The organism is Actinomadura meyerae, from assembly GCF_900188445.1.
In the GTDB taxonomy this organism is placed as follows: domain Bacteria; phylum Actinomycetota; class Actinomycetes; order Streptosporangiales; family Streptosporangiaceae; genus Spirillospora; species Spirillospora meyerae.
On record NZ_FZOR01000010.1, the window covers coordinates 18,103 to 35,348 of the forward strand.

General features: G+C 73.9%; 12 protein-coding genes. 6 read left to right on the forward strand and 6 right to left on the reverse strand.

Going from position 1 to position 17,246, the window contains the following annotated elements:
• Positions 1–72 precede the first annotated feature (72 nt).
• The 4 genes from CHF16_RS12715 to CHF16_RS12730 all read left to right on the forward strand — a co-directional run bounded on the left by CHF16_RS12715 (position 73) and on the right by CHF16_RS12730 (position 7,987).
• Positions 73–3,246 (forward strand): ATP-dependent helicase, encoded by a 3,174-nt coding sequence (locus tag CHF16_RS12715; RefSeq protein WP_089326203.1) that lies wholly within the window; start codon positions 73–75, stop codon positions 3,244–3,246.
• Between the two features lie 30 nt (positions 3,247–3,276).
• Positions 3,277–6,681, forward strand: a complete 3,405-nt coding sequence (locus tag CHF16_RS12720) for an ATP-dependent helicase (protein ID WP_089326204.1) — start codon at positions 3,277–3,279, stop codon at positions 6,679–6,681.
• A 167-nt stretch (positions 6,682–6,848) separates the two neighbouring features.
• The gene (locus CHF16_RS12725; protein WP_089326205.1) at positions 6,849–7,628 is read left to right on the forward strand and encodes a class I SAM-dependent methyltransferase; all 780 of its coding nucleotides are present in this window, start codon (positions 6,849–6,851) and stop codon (positions 7,626–7,628) included.
• A 53-nt stretch (positions 7,629–7,681) separates the two neighbouring features.
• Positions 7,682–7,987: a hypothetical protein gene (locus CHF16_RS12730; RefSeq protein ID WP_089326206.1), complete on the forward strand. Its 306-nt coding sequence runs from the start codon at positions 7,682–7,684 to the stop codon at positions 7,985–7,987.
• 133 nt (positions 7,988–8,120) lie between these two features.
• Here the strand turns inward: CHF16_RS12730 and CHF16_RS12735 are convergent, their stop codons facing one another.
• Positions 8,121–9,734, reverse strand: coding sequence for an AMP-binding protein (locus CHF16_RS12735; protein ID WP_245868421.1), 1,614 nt, complete (start codon positions 9,732–9,734; stop codon positions 8,121–8,123).
• Positions 9,735–9,823: 89 nt separating this feature from the next.
• On the opposite strand from CHF16_RS12735, the gene CHF16_RS12740 reads away from it, so the two are divergent.
• Positions 9,824–10,462, forward strand: coding sequence for a maleylpyruvate isomerase N-terminal domain-containing protein (locus CHF16_RS12740; protein WP_089326208.1), 639 nt, complete (start codon positions 9,824–9,826; stop codon positions 10,460–10,462).
• Between the two features lie 6 nt (positions 10,463–10,468).
• On the opposite strand, the gene CHF16_RS12745 is transcribed toward CHF16_RS12740, so the two are convergent.
• From CHF16_RS12745 to CHF16_RS12765, 5 genes are all read right to left on the reverse strand, one after another.
• Positions 10,469–10,816 (reverse strand): VOC family protein, encoded by a 348-nt coding sequence (locus tag CHF16_RS12745; protein ID WP_089326335.1) that lies wholly within the window; start codon positions 10,814–10,816, stop codon positions 10,469–10,471.
• Between the two features lie 86 nt (positions 10,817–10,902).
• The gene (locus CHF16_RS12750; RefSeq protein WP_089326209.1) at positions 10,903–11,985 is read right to left on the reverse strand and encodes an alanine racemase; all 1,083 of its coding nucleotides are present in this window, start codon (positions 11,983–11,985) and stop codon (positions 10,903–10,905) included.
• Positions 11,986–12,036: 51 nt separating this feature from the next.
• Positions 12,037–13,656, reverse strand: coding sequence for an IucA/IucC family protein (locus tag CHF16_RS12755; protein WP_089326210.1), 1,620 nt, complete (start codon positions 13,654–13,656; stop codon positions 12,037–12,039).
• Complete coding sequence (locus CHF16_RS12760) at positions 13,647–15,263, reverse strand: IucA/IucC family protein (protein WP_245868423.1); 1,617 nt, start codon at positions 15,261–15,263, stop codon at positions 13,647–13,649. The genes CHF16_RS12755 and CHF16_RS12760 overlap by 10 nt, the downstream gene beginning before the upstream one ends.
• Positions 15,260–16,429: an ATP-grasp domain-containing protein gene (locus tag CHF16_RS12765; RefSeq protein WP_245868424.1), complete on the reverse strand. Its 1,170-nt coding sequence runs from the start codon at positions 16,427–16,429 to the stop codon at positions 15,260–15,262. Before CHF16_RS12765 ends, CHF16_RS12760 begins: the two co-directional genes overlap by 4 nt.
• Positions 16,430–16,606: 177 nt before the next feature.
• Here CHF16_RS12765 and CHF16_RS12770 point away from each other — a divergent pair, with 177 nt between their 5' ends.
• On the forward strand, positions 16,607–17,215 hold the full coding sequence (locus tag CHF16_RS12770; RefSeq protein ID WP_089326212.1) for an HD domain-containing protein: 609 nt from the start codon (positions 16,607–16,609) through the stop codon (positions 17,213–17,215).
• Positions 17,216–17,246: the final 31 nt, after the last annotated feature.

Genomic DNA, 17,246 nt, shown 5'->3' on the forward strand with positions numbered 1-17,246 from the left:
TGGTTTTTCTCCCTGGCGACATGCGTGCGTTGTGGTCAGAACCGTCCCGGTGATCTGTTCCAATGAACTGTTGTGCCCTCAGGTTCCTACCGTCTCGTGCGCCGCGCCGGTCCCGCGCGGGCCGTCCCGCCCGTGCTCGACGAGCAGCAGCGGCGGGTCGTCGAGCACGCCGGCGGTCCGCTGCTGGTGCTGGCGGGGCCCGGAACCGGGAAGACCACGACGATCGTCGAGGCGGTCGTCGACCGCATCGAGAACCGCGGCGTCGATCCGGAGCGCGTGCTCGTCCTGACGTTCAGCCGCAAGGCGGCGGGGGAGCTGCGCGAGCGCATCACCGGGCGCCTGCACCGGACCACCCGCACCCCGCTCGCGCTCACCTTCCACAGCTACGCCTACGCGCTGCTCAGGCGCGACGCCGTGCTGAACGGAGAGCCGGCGCCGCGCCTGCTGTCCGGGCCCGAGCAGCTCCTTGAGGTGCGCCGGCTGCTGGAGGGCGAGCTGGCGGACGGCGCGCGCGACTGGCCGGAGCGCCTGAGGCCCGCCCTGGCGACGCGCGGGTTCGCCGAAGAGCTGCGCGACTTCAGCCTGCGGGCCGTCGAGCGGCAGTACGGCCCCGAAGACCTGGTGGCGCTGGGACGCATGCGCGGGCGCGACGACTGGCCGGCCATCGGCGGGTTCATGGAGCGCTACGTCGACCGGTTCCTGCTCGACCCCGTCCCCACCTACGACTACGGCGAGCTCATCCACATGGCCGCGGGCATGCTCGCGGACGAGGAGGTGCGGATCCGCGAGCGGGACGCCTACGACGTCGTCTTCGTGGACGAGTACCAGGACACCGACCCCGCGCAGGAGGCGCTCCTGCACCACCTCGCCGGGGAGGGCCGCGACCTCGTCGTGGTGGGCGACCCCGACCAGTCGATCTACGGGTTCCGCGGCGCCGACGTGCGGGGCATCCAGGAGTTCCCCACCCGCTTCCCGACGCTGGACGGCGAGCCCGCGCCCGTGGTGGCGCTGCGGACGTGCCGCCGCATGGGCCCGGAGATCCTCGCGGCGTCGCGCCGCATCGCGCGCCGCCTGCCCGCCGGGTCGGCCGGCGCCGCCGAGCACCGCGCGCTGCGCCCGGTCGAGGAGCTGGACGACGGCGAGGTCCGCGCCGTCATCGCCGACTCCGAGAGCCAGGAGTCGGCGCTGGTCGCCGACGAGCTGCGCCGCGCCCACCTGCTCGACGGCGTCCCGTGGTCGCGGATGGCCGTCCTGGTGCGCAGCGCCGTGCGGCAGGTCCCGGTGCTGCGGCGCGCGCTCGCCCAGGCCGGTGTGCCGGTGGTCGTCGCGGGCGACGAGGTGCCGCTGATCGCCGAGCCCGCCGTCCGCCCGTTCCTGGTCCTGCTGCGGGCCGCGCTGAAGAAGGGCTTCCTGGACGAGGAGGTCGCCGAAGACCTGCTGACGGGCCCGCTGGGCGGCGCCGACGCCCTCGCCATGCGGCGGCTCAAGCGCGCCCTGCGCGACCTGGAGGAGCTGTCGGGCGGCGACCGCCCGCTGGGGGAGCTGCTCGTCGCGGCCGTCAACGACCCCCGCGAGCTGATCCTCGTCCACGAGAAGGTGCGGGCGCCCGCCGAGCGCGTCGCGCACCTCATCGACGTGGCGCGGCGGTCCGTCCACGAGGGCGGCACCGCCGAGGACGTGCTGTGGGCGGTGTGGCAGGCGAGCGGGCAGGCCGACGCCCTGCTGGAGCAGAGCGCCAAGGGCGGGACGCGCGGCGCGGCGGCCGACCGCGACCTCGACGCGGTCGTGGCCCTGTTCGACCACGCGGCGCGGTTCGTCGACCGGCTTCCCCAGGCGGGGCCCGAGCTGTTCGTCGACAACATCGCGTCCCAGGAGATCGCCGGTGACACCCTGGCCGAGCAGGCGCCCCAGGGCGAGGCCGTCCGGATCCTCACCGCGCACCGCGCCAAGGGCCTGGAGTGGGACGTGGTGGTCGTGGCCGGGGTCCAGGAGGGCGTCTGGCCCGACGTCCGACTGCGCGGGTCGCTGCTGGGCGTCGAGGAGCTGATCGAGCACGCCGCCGGGGCGGAGCCGGACGGCGACGCCGCGGCGGGCGCCTCCATGGCGGCCAAGATGCTCGACGAGGAGCGGCGGCTCTTCTACGTCGCGGTCACGCGCGCGCGCAAGCGCCTGGTGGTGACGGCCGTCGGCGGGGACGACACCGAAGAACGCCCGTCGCGGTTCCTCAACGAACTGCTCCCGGGCGCCATCGAGCAGTCGCAACTGGACGAGAAGACGCGGTGGCTGTCGCTGTCCGCGCTGGTCGCCGACCTGCGCTCGGTCGTCGCCGACCCGTCCCGCCCCGCACCGCTGCGGCGCGCCGCCGCCGGGCATCTCGCCCGCCTCGCGCGCGCGGGCGTGCGCGGCGCGAGACCGGAGAACTGGTACGCCATCACCGCGCTGTCCGACCCCGGGCCCGCGTTCGCCGACGACGAGCAGATCACCATCTCCCCGTCCCAGGTCGAGGCGTTCACCACCTGCGGGCTGCGCTGGCTGCTCGCCTCCGCCGTCGGCGCGCAGGAGGGCGGGCCGAACGAGTACAGCACGATGGGCAAGGTCGTCCACGCCGTCGCCGAGATGGCGGGCGCCGACGACGGCGTCGACGAGGTCCACGTCGCCGAGCGGCTCGACGACATCTGGAACGACCTGGAGTTCCGCAGCTCCTGGTACTCGGAGAAGCAGCGCGAGCAGGCCGCGGCGATGGTCGACAAGTTCCTCGCCTGGCACCGGGACAACCCCAACGAGGTCGTCGCGCTGGAGGAGTCGTTCAAGGTCGACCTCGGCCGCGTCGTCATCAAGGGCCGCATCGACCGCGCCGAGCGCGACGCGGACGGCCGCGCCGTCATCATCGACATCAAGACCTCCTCCACCGCCGTCCCCAAGGACGAGCTGGCGCGGCACCCGCAGCTCGGCGTCTACCAGTACGCGGTGATGCTCGGCGCGTTCGAGCGGCACGGGCTGATCGAGCCGGGCGGCGCCAAGCTCGTCCAGGTCGGCAAGGCCGCGTTCACCGCGCGGGCCCGCGAGCAAGAGCAGCCGCCGCCCGCCGAGGACGCCGACCCCGAGTGGCCGAAGAAGCTGATCGAGGTCGTCGCGACCGGGATGGCGAGCGAGGTCTTCCAGGCGCGGGCGAACGACAAGTGTCGCACCTGTCCCGTACGCTCCTGCTGCCCCGTCCATGACGAGGGCGGGCAGGTCGCGGACTGAACGGCCCGCAGTGAGCTCGGGGGGAGCGAGGTGATCACGCCGGGAGAGCTGGCCCGGCTGCTGGAGATCCCGGAGCCGACGGAGGAGCAGGCCCGGGTGATCGAGGCGCCGCTCGCGCCGATGGCGGTGATCGCGGGCGCCGGGTCGGGCAAGAGCGAGACGATGGCCGCGCGGGTGGTCTGGCTGGTCGCGAACGGCTTCGTCCGGCCGGAGCGCGTCCTCGGGCTGACGTTCACCCGCAAGGCCGCCGCCGAGCTGGGCGTGCGCGTGCGCAAGCGGCTGGACAGGCTCCGCGAGGTGCTGCCCGCCGACGAGCTCGAACGGCTCGGCGGCGAGGCGCTGTTCGACGGCGAGCCGATGGTGTCGACGTACCACTCGTACGCGGCGCGGCTCTTCGGCGACCACGCCCTGCGCGAGGCCCTCGAACCCACCATGCGGCTGATCTCGCCGGCCGTCGCCTGGCAGATCTGCTCGCGGGTCGTCGACGTTTACAACGGCCCCATGGACCGCATCGACTGGCAGCCCGACACCGTCACCAAGGCCGTCATGGAACTGGCCGGAGACCTCGCCGAGCACCTGCGCACCGCCGAGGACGTCCGCAAGGTCGGCGCCTGGCTGGACGAGCGGCTCGCCGCGGTGAAGAAGCCGCTGAAGGCCCAGCGCGACATCCTCGCCAAGCACGCCGTCCGCGAGCAGCTCATGCCGCTCATCGACGCCTACGCGCGCGCCAAGGCCGACCGGGAGGTCATCGACCACGGCGACCAGATGGCCCTCGCCGCCCGGATCGCCTACCGGCATCCCGAGGTCGGGATGATCGAGCGGTCCCGGTTCTCCGTCGTCCTGCTCGACGAGTACCAGGACACCAGCCAGGCGCAGCTCGTCCTGCTGCGGTCGCTGTTCGCCGGCGGCCACCCGGTGACGGCGGTCGGCGACCCGTGCCAGTCGATCTACGGGTGGCGGGGCGCGAGCGCCGGCAACCTGCTGCGGTTCGCCTACGACTTCCCCCTGCAGCCCGGCGCGGACGGGCGGCGGCCGGTGCCGGCGCCGGTCGTCCAGCTCAGCCGGTCGTTCCGCAACGGCGAGCAGATCCTGGAGGCGGCGGCCAGGGTGCAGGAGGAGCTGCGCGCCGAGACGAAGGCCGTGCCGCGCCTCGTCCCGGGCGCGGGCCGCGAGGGCCGCGGCCGCGTCGAGTGCGCGCTGTTCCCCACGGTCGAGGACGAGGCCGACCGCATCGCCGCGCGCATCGCGGGCCTGATGGCCGCCGACCCCGAGACCGCGCCCGACGGCGGCCCGCAGTCCGAGCCGCTGCGCTACAGCGACGTCGCCGTCCTGGCTCGCAAGAGGTCGCAGTTCCCGCTGATCCGGCGGGCGCTGGAGGCTCGCGGCATCCCCGTCGAGGTCGTCGGGCTCGGCGGGCTGCTCACCGTCCCCGAGGTCCAGGATGTCGTCGCGACGCTGCGGGTCATGCACGACCCGACCGCCGGGGCGTCCCTCGCCCGGCTGCTCACCGGCCCGCGCTGGCGGCTCGGCCCCCGCGACCTCGTCGCGCTGGGCCGCCGCGCCCGCGCCCTCGCCCAGGAGGCGGCCCGCGACGTCACCCCGCCCGAGCGCCCCGAGCCGGAGAAGGCCGGCGGCGCCCCGGGGGCGGGCACGGACGCGCCGGAGGCGGCACCGGAGGAGGCCGCCGAGCCCGGCGCCGCCGACGACCCGCTGCGCCAGCTCGTCGGCGAGCTGAACCAGGAGACCGGCAGCCTCGTCGACGCGCTCGACGACCTCGGCCCGGCCGACGCCTACTCGCCGGAGGGGTACGGGCGGCTGCGCCGCCTCCGCGACGAGCTGCGCGGCCTGCGCGGCCAGGTGGGGCTGCCGCTGCCCGACCTCGTCACCGAGGTCGAGCGGGCCCTCGGCCTCGACATCGAGGTCGCCGCCCGGTCCGGGCTCGACCCCGTCACCGCCCGCGCCGACCTCGACGCCTTCATCGACGCCGCCGCCACCTTCGCGGGCGACGCCGAGGACCCGACGCTCGGCGCGTTCCTCGCCTACCTCAAGGCCGCCGAGACCGAGGAGTTCGGGCTGGAGGCCGGGCGCGTCGGCGAGACCGACAGCGTCAAGCTGCTCACCGTCCACGCCTCCAAGGGCCTGGAGTGGCCCGTCGTCGTGGTGCCGGGCCTGTCGTACACGCCGCGGAAGGACGGCGGCCCCGCCAAGGGGTCGATCTTCCCGTCGCCGCCGCAGAACGCCACCCGCTGGACGGCGAACCCGCGCGTCCTGCCGTTCATGCTGCGCGGCGACCGCGCCGACCTGCCCGCGCTGACCGGGCTGGAGAAGGACGACCTCGCCGCGTTCGACCAGGCGTGCGCCGAGCGCGACCTGCGCGAGGAGCGGCGGCTCGCCTACGTCGCGGTCACCCGCGCGTCCAGCCTGCTCATCGCCACCGGCTACTGGTGGGGGTCGTCGGGGCGGCCGCTCGGCCCGTCGCCGTTCCTGGAGGAGGTGCGCGCCGTCTGCGTCGCCGGGGCCGGGTCCGTCGCCGTGTGGACCGACCCGCCGGAGGAGGGCGCCGCCAACCCGCTGCTCGCCGACCCCGAGGAGGCGCAGTGGCCCGTCGCCCCCGGCGAGCGCGGCCACTCCGACCTGACCGCCCGCCAGCGCTACGAGGCGGTCGTCGAGGGCGCCCGCATGGTCGAGGACGAGATGGCCGGGCGGACGCGGCACTGGGCGGGCGACGCCGGGCTGTCGGAGGCCGACCGCGCCCGGATGACCGCGTGGGCGCGCGACGTCGAGCTGCTGCTCGCCGAGCGCGACCGGGGCCGCTCCGGCGACGGCCTGCTCGTCGAGCTGCCCGCGCACCTGTCGGTGTCGTCGCTGGTGTCGCTCGCGCGCGACCCGGCGGCGCTCGCCCGGCAGATCCGCCGCCCCATGCCGCGCCCGCCCGCCCCCTACGCGCGGCGCGGCACCGCGTTCCACGCCTGGCTGGAGGGTCGCTGGGGGCAGCAGCGCCTGCTCGACCCCGACGAGCTGCCCGGCGCCGCCGACGAGGGCGCCGCCGACGACTCCCAGCTCGCCCGGCTGCGTCAGCGGTTCGAGGAGTCGGAGTGGGCGTCCCGCGAACCCCTCGACATCGAGGTGCCGTTCGAGACGATCATCGGCGACCGGCTCGTCCGGGGCCGGATGGACGCGGTGTTCCGGGCGCCGGGCGGCGGCTACGAAGTCGTCGACTGGAAGACGGGCGCGCCGCCGTCCGGGGACGAGGCGCGGTTCGCGGCGGTGCAGCTCGCCGCGTACCGGCTGGCGTGGGCGACGCTCGCCGGGGTGGACGTCTCCGAGGTCAGCGCGGCGTTCCACTACGTCGCCGCCAACGTCACCGTCCGCCCGGCCGACCTGCTGGACGCCGACGGGCTCGCCGCGCTGCTCGACGGCGTCCCCGCCGGGTGACGCCACCGGATGGACGCCGCCGGGTGACGCCGCCGGGTGACGCCGCCGGGTGCTCCGGGGCGCGCCTCGGTGTGATTCTCCGCGCGGGCGGGTGATGAGTCTCACTCCCCTCTGGTCACAGTGCGGGCTTTCGGGGATGATCCGGGCAACCATCCGAGGGAGGCGACGTGACGGTTACCCACGACGAGAAGGTCGTCCGGGAGTTCTCCAAGCAGGCGGCCGGGTTCGCCGACCCGTCCCGCAACGGCGCCTTCACCCGCCACCTGGACCGGCTCGTCCGCTTCGTCGAGCCGGAGCTCGACCTGGAGGACGTCGTGCTGGAGGTCGCGGCCGGGACCGGCATCGTGTCCCGCGCGATCGCCCGCCGGGTCCGGCACGTGACCGCCCTGGACCTCACGCCCGCGATGCTCGCCGAGGGCAAGCGCGGCGCCGACCGGGACGGTCTCACGAACGTGACGTTCACGCACGGGGACGCGACCGCCCTGCCTTACCTCGACCGGTCGTTCACGCTGGTCATGACCCGCTTCTCGCTGCACCAGACCGCCGACCCCGCGGCGGTCGTGGCGGAGATGGCCCGGGTCAGCCGGCCCGGCGCCGCGCTGGTCGTCGCCGACCTCGTCCGGCCGGAGGGCGCGGAGGGCGACCCCGACCGGATCGAGCGGCTCCGCGACCCCTCGCACGGCACCGTGCTCACCGAGGCGCGGATCGCGGACCTGGTCGCGGCGGCGGGCGCCGAGGTCAAGCGCACCGAGACGTTCGACCACGTGCGGCCGCTCGACCCGTGGCTGGAGTTCAGCGGGACCCCCGCCGAGGCCGCCGCCCAGATCAGGCGGGAGCTGGAGGAGGAGCTGGCGGGCGGCCCCGCGACCGGCATGCGCCCGAGCGTGATGGACGGCGTCCTGCACTTCACGCACACGCTGCTGTTCCAGCAGGCGATCGCCGGGTAACGATTCGAGCGAATGTTCGACGCGGCTCGCTCATATGTTCTAGGTTGTCGGGCATGGGTTCCACCACCGTGCGGTCCCTCGACCGCGAGCCCGCCGCGCTGGCGATGCGCATCGGCGTCGTCGCGGCCGAGGCGGCCCTCGCCACCTTCGCGCGCAACCTCGACCTCGACGACCTGGCCGACGGCGTCGACTTCCAGGGCGCCATCGGCCCCGCCGAATGGCCGGTGTTCTCGCTGGTCATCGACACCCTCGCCGAGGCCGGGCCGGGCGACCGCCGGTCCCTGGACGAGCGGCGCGCCGACGCCCTCAACGACCTCGCGCGCATCTGCATGGCGGCCAAGAACCGCGGGGCCGCATGATCCGCGGTGCTGTGACGCGCGGTGCCGTGACGCGCGGTGCCGCATGACCCGCCGTGCCGGAAATCCGCGGGGCCGCCCGAACCGGTGACCGGGCGCGTCCGGGACCGTGCGGCCTTGGGCCCGGGCGCCGCCCTCACCCGCGCAGCGCCGCCGACCTGACCTTCCCCGTGCTGGTCCGCGGCAGCTCCTCGACGAACCGGATGTCGCGCGGGACCTTGTACCTGGCCAGGTGCGTGCGCACGTGCTCCTTGAGGTCGTCCTCGGTGACCGCCGAGCCGGGCGCCCGCACCACGTGCGCGGCGAGCCGCTGGCCGAACGCGTCGTCGTCCACGCCGGTGACCGCGACGTCCGCGACGTCCGGATGGCCGCCGAGCAGGTCCTCGACCTCGCCGGGGAACACGTTCTCCCCGCCGGAGACGATCATGTCGTCGGCGCGGCCGTCGATGAACAGCCGCCCGTCGGCGTCGAGGTGCCCGAGGTCGCCGGTGCTCGTCAGGCCGTCCAGCTCGGGCTTGCCCCCGCCGCCGGTGTAGCCGGCGAACCGCAGGCCGCCGCCGGTGTAGACCTCGCCGGTCTCGCCGCGCGGGACCTCCCGGCCGTCCTCGTCGAGGATCCGGACGGTCAGCCGGAGCGACGGCCGCCCGACGGTGCCCGGCGCGGCGCGCAGGTCCGCCGGCGTGGCGATGGTGGCCCAGCCCGTCTCCGTCGCGCCGTAGACGTTGACGAGGACGTCGCCGAACGCGTCCATGAACGCCTCCGACAGGTGCGGGTGGAGGATCGAGCCGCCCGACACCACCGCGCGGAGGGTGGGCGTCTCCGGCCTGTCGGCGACGTCGAGGATGCGCTGGAGCATCAGCGGCACCGCCACCAGCGCCTCGGCCTCGTGGTCGGCGACGGCCTGGAGGGCCGCGCGCGCGTCGAACCGGCGGGACAGGACGAGCGGCATGCCCATGCCGAGCCCGACCGCGGTGTACGCGTAGCCGAGGATGTGGAACAGCGGCGGCGCGACGACGATCGGCGCCCCGGCCCGGACGGGCACGCGCATGGCGTGGGTCAGCGCGGCCGGCAGCAGCGCGCCGAGGGACATGTCGTGCCGGGCGCCCTTCGGCGTGCCGGTGGTCCCCGATGTCATCACGATGACGGCGCCGGTGCGGCGGGGGAGCAGCGGTTCGGGCTCGGTGCCGCCGATGAGCGCGTCGACCGTCTCGACGTCCGCGTCCGGGGTGCCGTCGGTCTCCGGGGTGCCGTCCGTCCAGGCGAGCAGCCGCCGGCCGGCGAACCCGGAGTCCGCGACGGCCGCCGCGAACTCCGCGTCGTGGACGAGCAGCTCGATGCCCTCGCGCTCGGCGACCTGCCCGAGCTGCGTCCCCGAGAAGTCGGTGTTGAGCAGGACGACGTCGTTGCCGAGCCGCGACACCGCGAGCAGCGTCTCCACGAACCCGCGGTGGTTGCGGCACAGGACGCCGACCCGCCCGTCCCCGGTGCGCGGGCGGAGGGCGGTGGCCAGCGCGGCCGCGCGCCGCTCCAGCTCGGCGTAGGAGAGCGCGCCGCGCTCGTCGATCAGCGCGGTCCGGTCCGGGAACCGCAGCGCCGCCATCGCGCCGATCGTCGCGGGCACCGGCCCGTACCGGACGTACGGGAACAGCAGCCGCGCGGCCCGGTCCGGCCGGATCGGCCGCACGACCCCCGTGTCCCGCACGGCGCGGACGGCCCGCACCCCTGACCGCAGCTGGTCGAGCAATGGCAACGTCTTTCCTTCCCCTCGTCCTTCGCCACGCCCATACCCGCGCTTTCCAGAGATATTGAGCACCGCGCGGCGTCGGTTACCGTCGGCGCATGACGATCTCCAGGGATGCCGTGACCGCCGACGACGTGGAGCTGGCCGTCCGGCTCGCGGTGTCCGCCCTCCGGGAGGCGCCGCCGGACGCCTGGGACGGCAAGGCCGGGTCGCTCGACTGGACCTGCTGGGAGACCGTCGAGCATCTCAGCGACGACCTGTTCGCCTACGCCGTCCAGCTCGCCCCGCAGGCGCCGCCCGAGGACGGCGACGTGCCGTTCGTCTGGGAGAGCCGCCGTCAGGGCGGGCCGAAGAACGCCATCCACGCGAACCGCGACGCCGGGCCGGACGGGCTGCTCCAAGTGCTCGACGCCTGCGGCGGCCTGCTGGTCGCCATGGTGCGGACCACCTCTCCCGATGTCCGCGCCCACCACGTCTTCGGGGCCGCCGACGCCGAGGGCTTCGCCGCCATGGGGATCGTGGAGACGCTCGTCCACACCCACGACCTCGCCGAAGGGCTGGGCCTCGCCTGGGAGCCGCCCGCGGGCCTGTGCTCGCGGACGCTCGGCCGCCTGTTCCCCGACGCGCCCCGCGACACCGACCCCTGGACGACGCTGCTGTGGGCGACGGGACGCGCGGAACTTCCCGGCCGCCCGCGCCTCACCTCCTGGCGCTGGTACGGGGAGCCGCGTCCCTGACGCTGCTCAGCGGTGGCCCAGGACGTTCACGACCCGTCCGTTGGGGTCGCGGACGAAGAACCGGCGCACGCCCCACTCCTCGTCCTGCAAGGGGTGCACGATCTCCGCGCCGCTCTGCCGCATGGCCGCGTAGGCCGCGTCCACGTCGTCCACCTCGACGCTCATGTCCGGGACGACGGGCGCGGTCTTGTCGCCGGTCATGAAGCTGACCTGGGCCGTCGGTACGGACGGGGAGGCGAGCGTCACGATCCATCCCTGGTTCATGACCTCCTCGAACCCCAGGCGCCCGTAGAACTCCCGGCTCTCCTCCACGGCCGTGGACTCTACGTTGGGCACGACGCGGCGAATCGTCATCGATATCTCCAAGCAGAACGTGATCGCGATGTGGAACGCCCCCATCGTCGCCCACCGCCGCCGCCGGGTCTTGGACGAATGGGAGCTCAGCGCAGGTAGTGGAAGGCCGGCTTGGGGTGCATCAGGAAGTCGTGGTGGGAGATGTTCCAGGCGTAGGCGCCGGCCATGGCGAAGGCGACCACGTCGCCGGGGGAGAGAGGCGGGACGGGGACGTCGCGGGCGAACACGTCCTTCGGGGTGCACAACTGGCCGACGAGGGTGGCGGGTGACTCCGGGCCCGTGGCGGTCAGGACGCTGAAGGGCTGGTCGTGGCCCTTCGTTACCGGGGTTCTGAGGTGGTGCGTACCGCCCCTGAGGATCACGTAGGTCTCGCCCCTGGTCGTCTTCACGTCCAGGACATCGGTGACGTACCAGCCGTGGTAGGCCGTGATGGCACGGCCCGGCTCTATACGCACCTTGGCCGGGATGGAGGCCAGGCCGGTGCCATAGGTGCGCCAGTCGAAGAGCGCTTCGGCGGACGTGTAGTCCACCGCCATTCCACCGCCCACGTTCAGTTCGGGATCGTCCACGCCGTGGGCCTTCAGCCAAGGGAGCGCCCAGTCGGCTATCTGCTGGGCGAGGTCGAGCATGGTGGGCGCGTCCAGGCCAGAGGCCAGATGGGCGTGGATGCCGCGCAGGGTGAGATGCGGGTTGTCGGCCAGGAGCCGAGCGCATTCGTCGAGGGAGTCCTCGTCCATGCCGAAAGGCCCGTTCATGGTGAGTGCGGCGTTCGGCGTGCGCAGGGGCAGGTTCGCGCGGAGAAGGATGTCGGCCGGGCCCAGGGCGGCCAGATTCCTGAGTTCGTTTGGGCTTTCCACGTGCACCCGGTCGACGGTCAAGGCCAGACGCAGCTCTTCGGGTGTCTTGCCTGGGCCGCCGAAGGCGAGCGGCGTACCGGGCAGGGTCTCCCGGACGTGGGCCAGTTCGCCGCCCGAGGCCACCTCTATGCCGTCCACATGGGGTGCCAGGATGCGGAGTATCTCGGCGTCAGGGTTGGCCTTGGCGGCGTAGAACAGCTCCGTGGAGCCGAGTGCCGTGCGGATGGCTCGGACGTGTTCCCGCAGCCCCGGCAAGTCATAGATGTAGGCCGGGTAGCCGTCGAGGCTGAGTGCGAATTCGGCGAGGTTCATATCGGTCGGTTCACAACGGTCGGTTTCAGCGGTCGGTTCAGAGGGGGCGGTTCAGAGGGGGCGGGGTGCGGCGAGCGGGTTGGTGGTCGGGACGTAGGTGGCGCCTCGGTCGGCGACGCGGGACCAGCGGGTGCGGAGGTTCGCCTTCGCCGGAACCGGAACCCCCGCCAGGAGCGCCCTGATCTGCGGGTGGCGGTCGTGGGCGGCGAAGTGCTCCCGCGCGTCCTGCCAGAGCGTCCCTTCCAGGTGCGGATGGAGGTCGGCGACGGCGGCGGCTACTTCGGTGAGGTGGTTGACGAGCAGGCAGTAGACGACGCGGTTCCAGCCCCGGTCGGGCGTGTAGGTGAGGCTTTCGGCGACGCGGGGCGGCAGGTGCGAGAGGTCCCAGCGGCCGGCGGTCAGCTTGGTGCCCTCCAGGTCGCGGAACGCGGCGTGGACGGGCATGCCCTCCGGGTCGACGCAGATCAGGACGTTCTGGAGGTGCGGCTCCAGAACGATGCCGTGGTCCAGGTAAGCGTGAAGGACGGGCGGCGCCACGTGTGCCACGTACGCGGCCCACCAGGCACGGGCCCCGTCCTCGGTCTCCAGGACGGGGAGGTCTTCGAGAAGCGTGCTGTAGGGGTCGGTCAAGGCGCCGGCCAGCAGCGGTGTGCCGGGCAGGGAACGGACGCCCTGGCGCAGGATCACCCCCAGCCCCTCGTACAGGCGCCGGTCGGGGAGCGCGACGCTGCGGTAGGCGGGCTCTGCAAGCAGTGTGGAGCCGAGCTTGTCGAAGATGGGGGGCAGCAGTTCGTTGAGGGCGATCGCGCCGCTCAGCTCGTACCAGGCGTTCTTGCGCACGCAGTTGGTGATGCGGACGTCCAGGCTGAACTTGCAGAACACGTCGGCGTCCGGCAGGTACGCCGTCCGGACCGACGAGGTGGGGACCGCCTCGGTGTCGGACGGGCCGAGGTCGGCCAGGAGGTCCTGCGCCAGAGCCTTCTTCAGGACGGGGTTGTCCGCGAGCAGCGAGAACTGCCAAGGGTGGACGGGCAGCAGCGTCCGGCCGGGTGGAGGGGGAGGCCCGTAGGTGGCCAGGGCCGCGAAGGCGTCAGGGTCCCCTTCCTCGGCGATGAGGTCGTCCGGGACGGCCAGCCAGTGCGGACGGAAACGGGCCCGGGTCTCCGGCGCGTACCGCAGCCAGTCAGCAGGAGCCCCCTGGCGCGACTTGGGGGACGGGTGGAACCGATGCCCCGCGACAAGAGCCTGCTCTGAGGCGATGTACCGGTCGCCGGACGCCTCGCCCCCGGAGGCGAGGATCGCGGCCAGTGCGGTATGGCTGTCCTCCACCTGGGTGAGGAACTCGGGGTTCGGGCGGCCGGTCGCCAGCTCCAGTTCGCCCGCGACGAGGTTCGCCAGCCTGTCCCAGGACGCGGTGATCCACTCGTCCCCCCGCTGCTCCTCGTAAGGCGGCGCAAGGCGGTAGGTGGGCCCGACCGGAGGGCGCGTCAGGCGCGCGCGCAGAACGACGCCCGCACGGGGCAGGCGGGCGACGAGGTGGCCGCCGTCCGGCCACAGCTGCTGCTCGGGCGCGCAGACCTCCCGGATCAGGCAGTTGAGCAGCGCGGTCGCGGTGGCTTCGCCGGCCGTGACGGCCGGTCCGGTGAGTTCTGTGGGCGCAGTCAGCGGCACGTCGCGTCCAGTAGGTAGTTGGGCCCCGGTGGGCCGTAGTGCTTGTTGATGTCGGCCGCGCCGGTCCTGGCCTTGTCGACGAGGGTTCCGGCGGTGAGCATCGCCTTGCCCGGCAGGGATGCGGCGTCGAGCGTGCGGGAGCGCAGGAACGCGTCCGCTGGGCCGAGCGCCCCGTCGAGCCGCTCGCGGACCATTGCGAGCCCGGTGCGCCAGGGGAGCAGGCCCCGGTCGGCCAGGCCGACCGCGACCGCCGCGGCGCACAGGTGCAGCGTGATGGTGACGAACACGCGGGCGAGCGCGTCGGGGTCGGCGGTCGTCATCCGGCGGTCGATGAGGTCGCGCGGGTCCGCGCCGGGGGAGGGGGCGAGCCGCTCCCCGAGCCGCGACGGGTCGATGAGCGCGCCGTCGTTGTCCTTGATGAGGAGGCGCAGGGGCGAGGTGTCGTCCAGGACGAGCGCGACGTTCTGCTGATGGGCCTCCAGCGCGATCCCGTAGCGGAACAGCGTGACGTTCCACTCGAACAGCGCCGACAGGTAAGCGCCGAAGAGCTTCTCGACGTCCCAGCGTTCGATGACGTAGCCGCCCTCAGGTGCCTCGGCGAGCAGGGCCGCCACCGGGACGACGTGCGCGCGCGCCGTCTCCGGTGGGAAGCGCCGCACGAGGTAGGCCAGGAGCGGGTCGTTGGCGTGGCCGTAGGTCTGCTCGTCGGCGAGAAACACCGGGAGCGCCGGTTCGCGTTGGAGCACCCTGCGGAGGATGCGTTCGACCAGCGCCCCGTCATGCAGTGTCCCGGGCATGATGGTGCGCCGGTTGCGCAGGCCGAGCGTGCTGGTCGGCAGCGGCATCTTCACGTGGACGGGCGGCGCCGCGCCGCCGAGCACGGCCACGGTCCGCATCGACAGCGTCGGGCCCACCCGCAGGAAGGGCTCGGGTGCCGGAGCCGTGCCCGCCTCCTCGCGCACCCGCCGCACCGCGAGCGGATGGACGGGGAACAACGCCCCCGCCTCGGAGCGGAGGCCCACGTCGGACGGGGCGGGCCACCACTCCGGCCGCCGCCCGGCGAGCACCGGGTTCCGCACCGGCGCCCACCGCAGCGGGAACGACGGCGCGAACTCGGGCGCGTAGCGGCTCAGACCGGCCATGGAGAGCCCCGCGCGGCTCCGCCCCGCCGGATGCACCGGGTGGTCGTTGTAGGCCGCCAGCGACTCGTAGAACGTCCCGGGGCCGGTCCGCAGAGCGTCCGGGAGGTGCGCCAGCCGCCGGAGCACGGCGGGACGCGCGTCGTCGAGCAGCTTCCCGGCCGCCAGCGCCGCGCGGCATTCGCGCTCGAAGGCCGCCGTGTCGTCGCGCGGGTCGGCGACCGAGCGGACGGCCCGGAAGACGTCGCTCAGCTTCAGATCCTGCCCGGGAGCCACCACGAGTTCGGAGAGGAAGACCGGGCGCGCGCGCAGCAGCCGCACGGAACGGCCGGGCAGTTCTAACCTCCCGTCCCGGACGAGGCGCCGCATGCCGCCGTAGTCCTCGCGGAGCAGCGCGTCCAGGACGCGGGCCGCCAGCGCGCCCTCGCCGCGGTCCGGCGGCGGGGCCGCCTCGGCGCGGTCGGTCACGTGATCGTCCAGCTGTGCTCGGCGCGGAAGCGCGCCAGCGCGGCCTCGACCTCGTCCGGGCCGGGGCCGATCGCGCGCACGGTGCCCAGGTAGTCGCGGTTGGTGCGGGTCACCGCGACCGGCTCGCCCACCGCGCGCTGGGGGCGGTAGGAGAGTCGCACCGCACCATCGTCCACCCGCATCGGGCCGGGGGCGCCCGTGAGGGTGCCGGAGCGGTCGGCGATGACCGGCTCCGCGACGGCGTGCCGCGGACGCGGGACGTGCACGCTCGGCACAGGCTCGCCCAGGTGGACCCGGAGGATCTGCTCGAAGAGCGGTATGCCCAGCAGGTCGGCCAGCAGGAAGTCGCAGTGGTCGCCGATGAGCCGGTAGTTGACCTCGATGATGCGGGCCCGGCCCTCATGGACGACGAACTCGGTATGGCACGCGCCGAACCCGACCCCCAGTGTTTCCAACTGGCGCAGCACTTGGGGCGTCTCCGGGGGCGGTGCCGTCCACTCAAGGCGCTCCTCCACGAAGAACGGCGGCGGCGAGACCGTCGTGCGGAACGAACCCAGGACGCGCAGCTCCCGTCCATCGCCGAGGGTCTCCAGCGTGTAGAGATCCCCCGGCAGGTACTCCTCAGCCACGAGCGGGTCGTCGCGCCGGGCGGCGATCTCGCCGACGCGCGCGGCCAGTTCGGCGGCGTCCTCGACCAGGAACACGTCCTCGCTGGCAACGCCCTCGCGCGGCTTCAGGACGAGCGGATAGGGCGCGTCCGGCGGCACGGCGCGCGCGTCGGCGGAGAAGACCGGGTCGATGTCCGCGAGATGGCGGCGCATCAGGGCCTTGTTCTTCGCGCGGGTGGCGGCCCGCCAGTCCTTGGCGGGGAGGCCGAAGTACGCGGCAGCGAGCGCGGCGGGCGCCTGCAGGAAGTCGCTGTTGGAAAAGACCGCGGCGGGCACGCCGCCGGCGCGCGCGCCGCCGATGCGGTGGACGATGTCACGGAAGTCGGAGACGTCGCACTCGACGACCGGTCCGCCGAACGCGTGCGGGCCGGACCGGTGGGCTGCCGGGCGGTCGGTGAGCAGTACCGCGTCGAGTCCGAGGCGGGCGGCGGCGGGCACGAACCCGTACGTCACCGAGTCGGTCGCCTTCCCGGCGACCAGGTAGAGCGAGGCAGCCACGATCGGCCTTTCCATTTCGGTTCGCGGGGCCAGTTCGGTTCGCGGGGCCAGTTCGGTTCGCGGGTGAGGTAAGCCTTGCCTAACTCGCAATGATCATAGTGGTGGGGCGGCACCGCGCGCGCAAGAACGACCGCACCGCGTGTCACCGCCCGGCGGGGCGTCCGCCAGGATGGGGCCATGGATCTTGTCGACCGGTGGGTCGCGCTGGCAGGGCCTCACACCCGGCATATCGGGACGGAGCTGGACGAGCGCTACGGCGAGCCGCATCGCCGCTACCACACGCGGGCGCACCTGACCGCGGTCCTCGACCTGGTGGACGAGCTCGCCGGGCACGCGGACGATCCCGACCTCGTCCGCCTCGCCGCCTGGTTCCACGACGCCGTCTACGACCCCGAGCGCGCCGACAACGAGGAGCGCAGCGCCCGCCTCGCGACCCGCATGCTCGCCGACACCGACCTCTCGCCCGCCGGCGTCCAGGAGGTGGCCCGGCTGGTCGAGCTGACGACCACGCACGCTCCGGACGAGGACGACCGCAACGGGCAGGTCCTGTGCGACGCCGACCTCGCCGTCCTCGGCTCCGGCCCCGGCGAGTACGCCGCCTACACCGCCGCCGTCCGGGAGGAGTACGCGTTCGTCCCCGACGAGTTCTTCTCCGCCGGACGCGCCGAAGTGCTCAACGGCCTCCTGGCCCTCCCCAAGCTCTTCCACACGCCGCCCGCGCGCGAACGGTTCGAGGAACGCGCACGCAACAACATCCGGACGGAACTGATGCTGCTCAACGCCTGAGCCCTGTCAACACCTGAGCCCTGGCCCGGCC

Coding starts and splice junctions, on each gene's coding strand:
- CHF16_RS12730 (WP_089326206.1), top strand. CDS start 7,682: ATGGGTTCCACCACCGTGCGGTCCCTCGACCGCGAGCCCGCCGCGCTG.
- CHF16_RS12740 (WP_089326208.1), top strand. CDS start 9,824: ATGACGATCTCCAGGGATGCCGTGACCGCCGACGACGTGGAGCTGGCC.
- CHF16_RS12745 (WP_089326335.1), bottom strand. CDS start 10,816: ATGACGATTCGCCGCGTCGTGCCCAACGTAGAGTCCACGGCCGTGGAG.
- CHF16_RS12750 (WP_089326209.1), bottom strand. CDS start 11,985: ATGAACCTCGCCGAATTCGCACTCAGCCTCGACGGCTACCCGGCCTAC.
- CHF16_RS12770 (WP_089326212.1), top strand. CDS start 16,607: ATGGATCTTGTCGACCGGTGGGTCGCGCTGGCAGGGCCTCACACCCGG.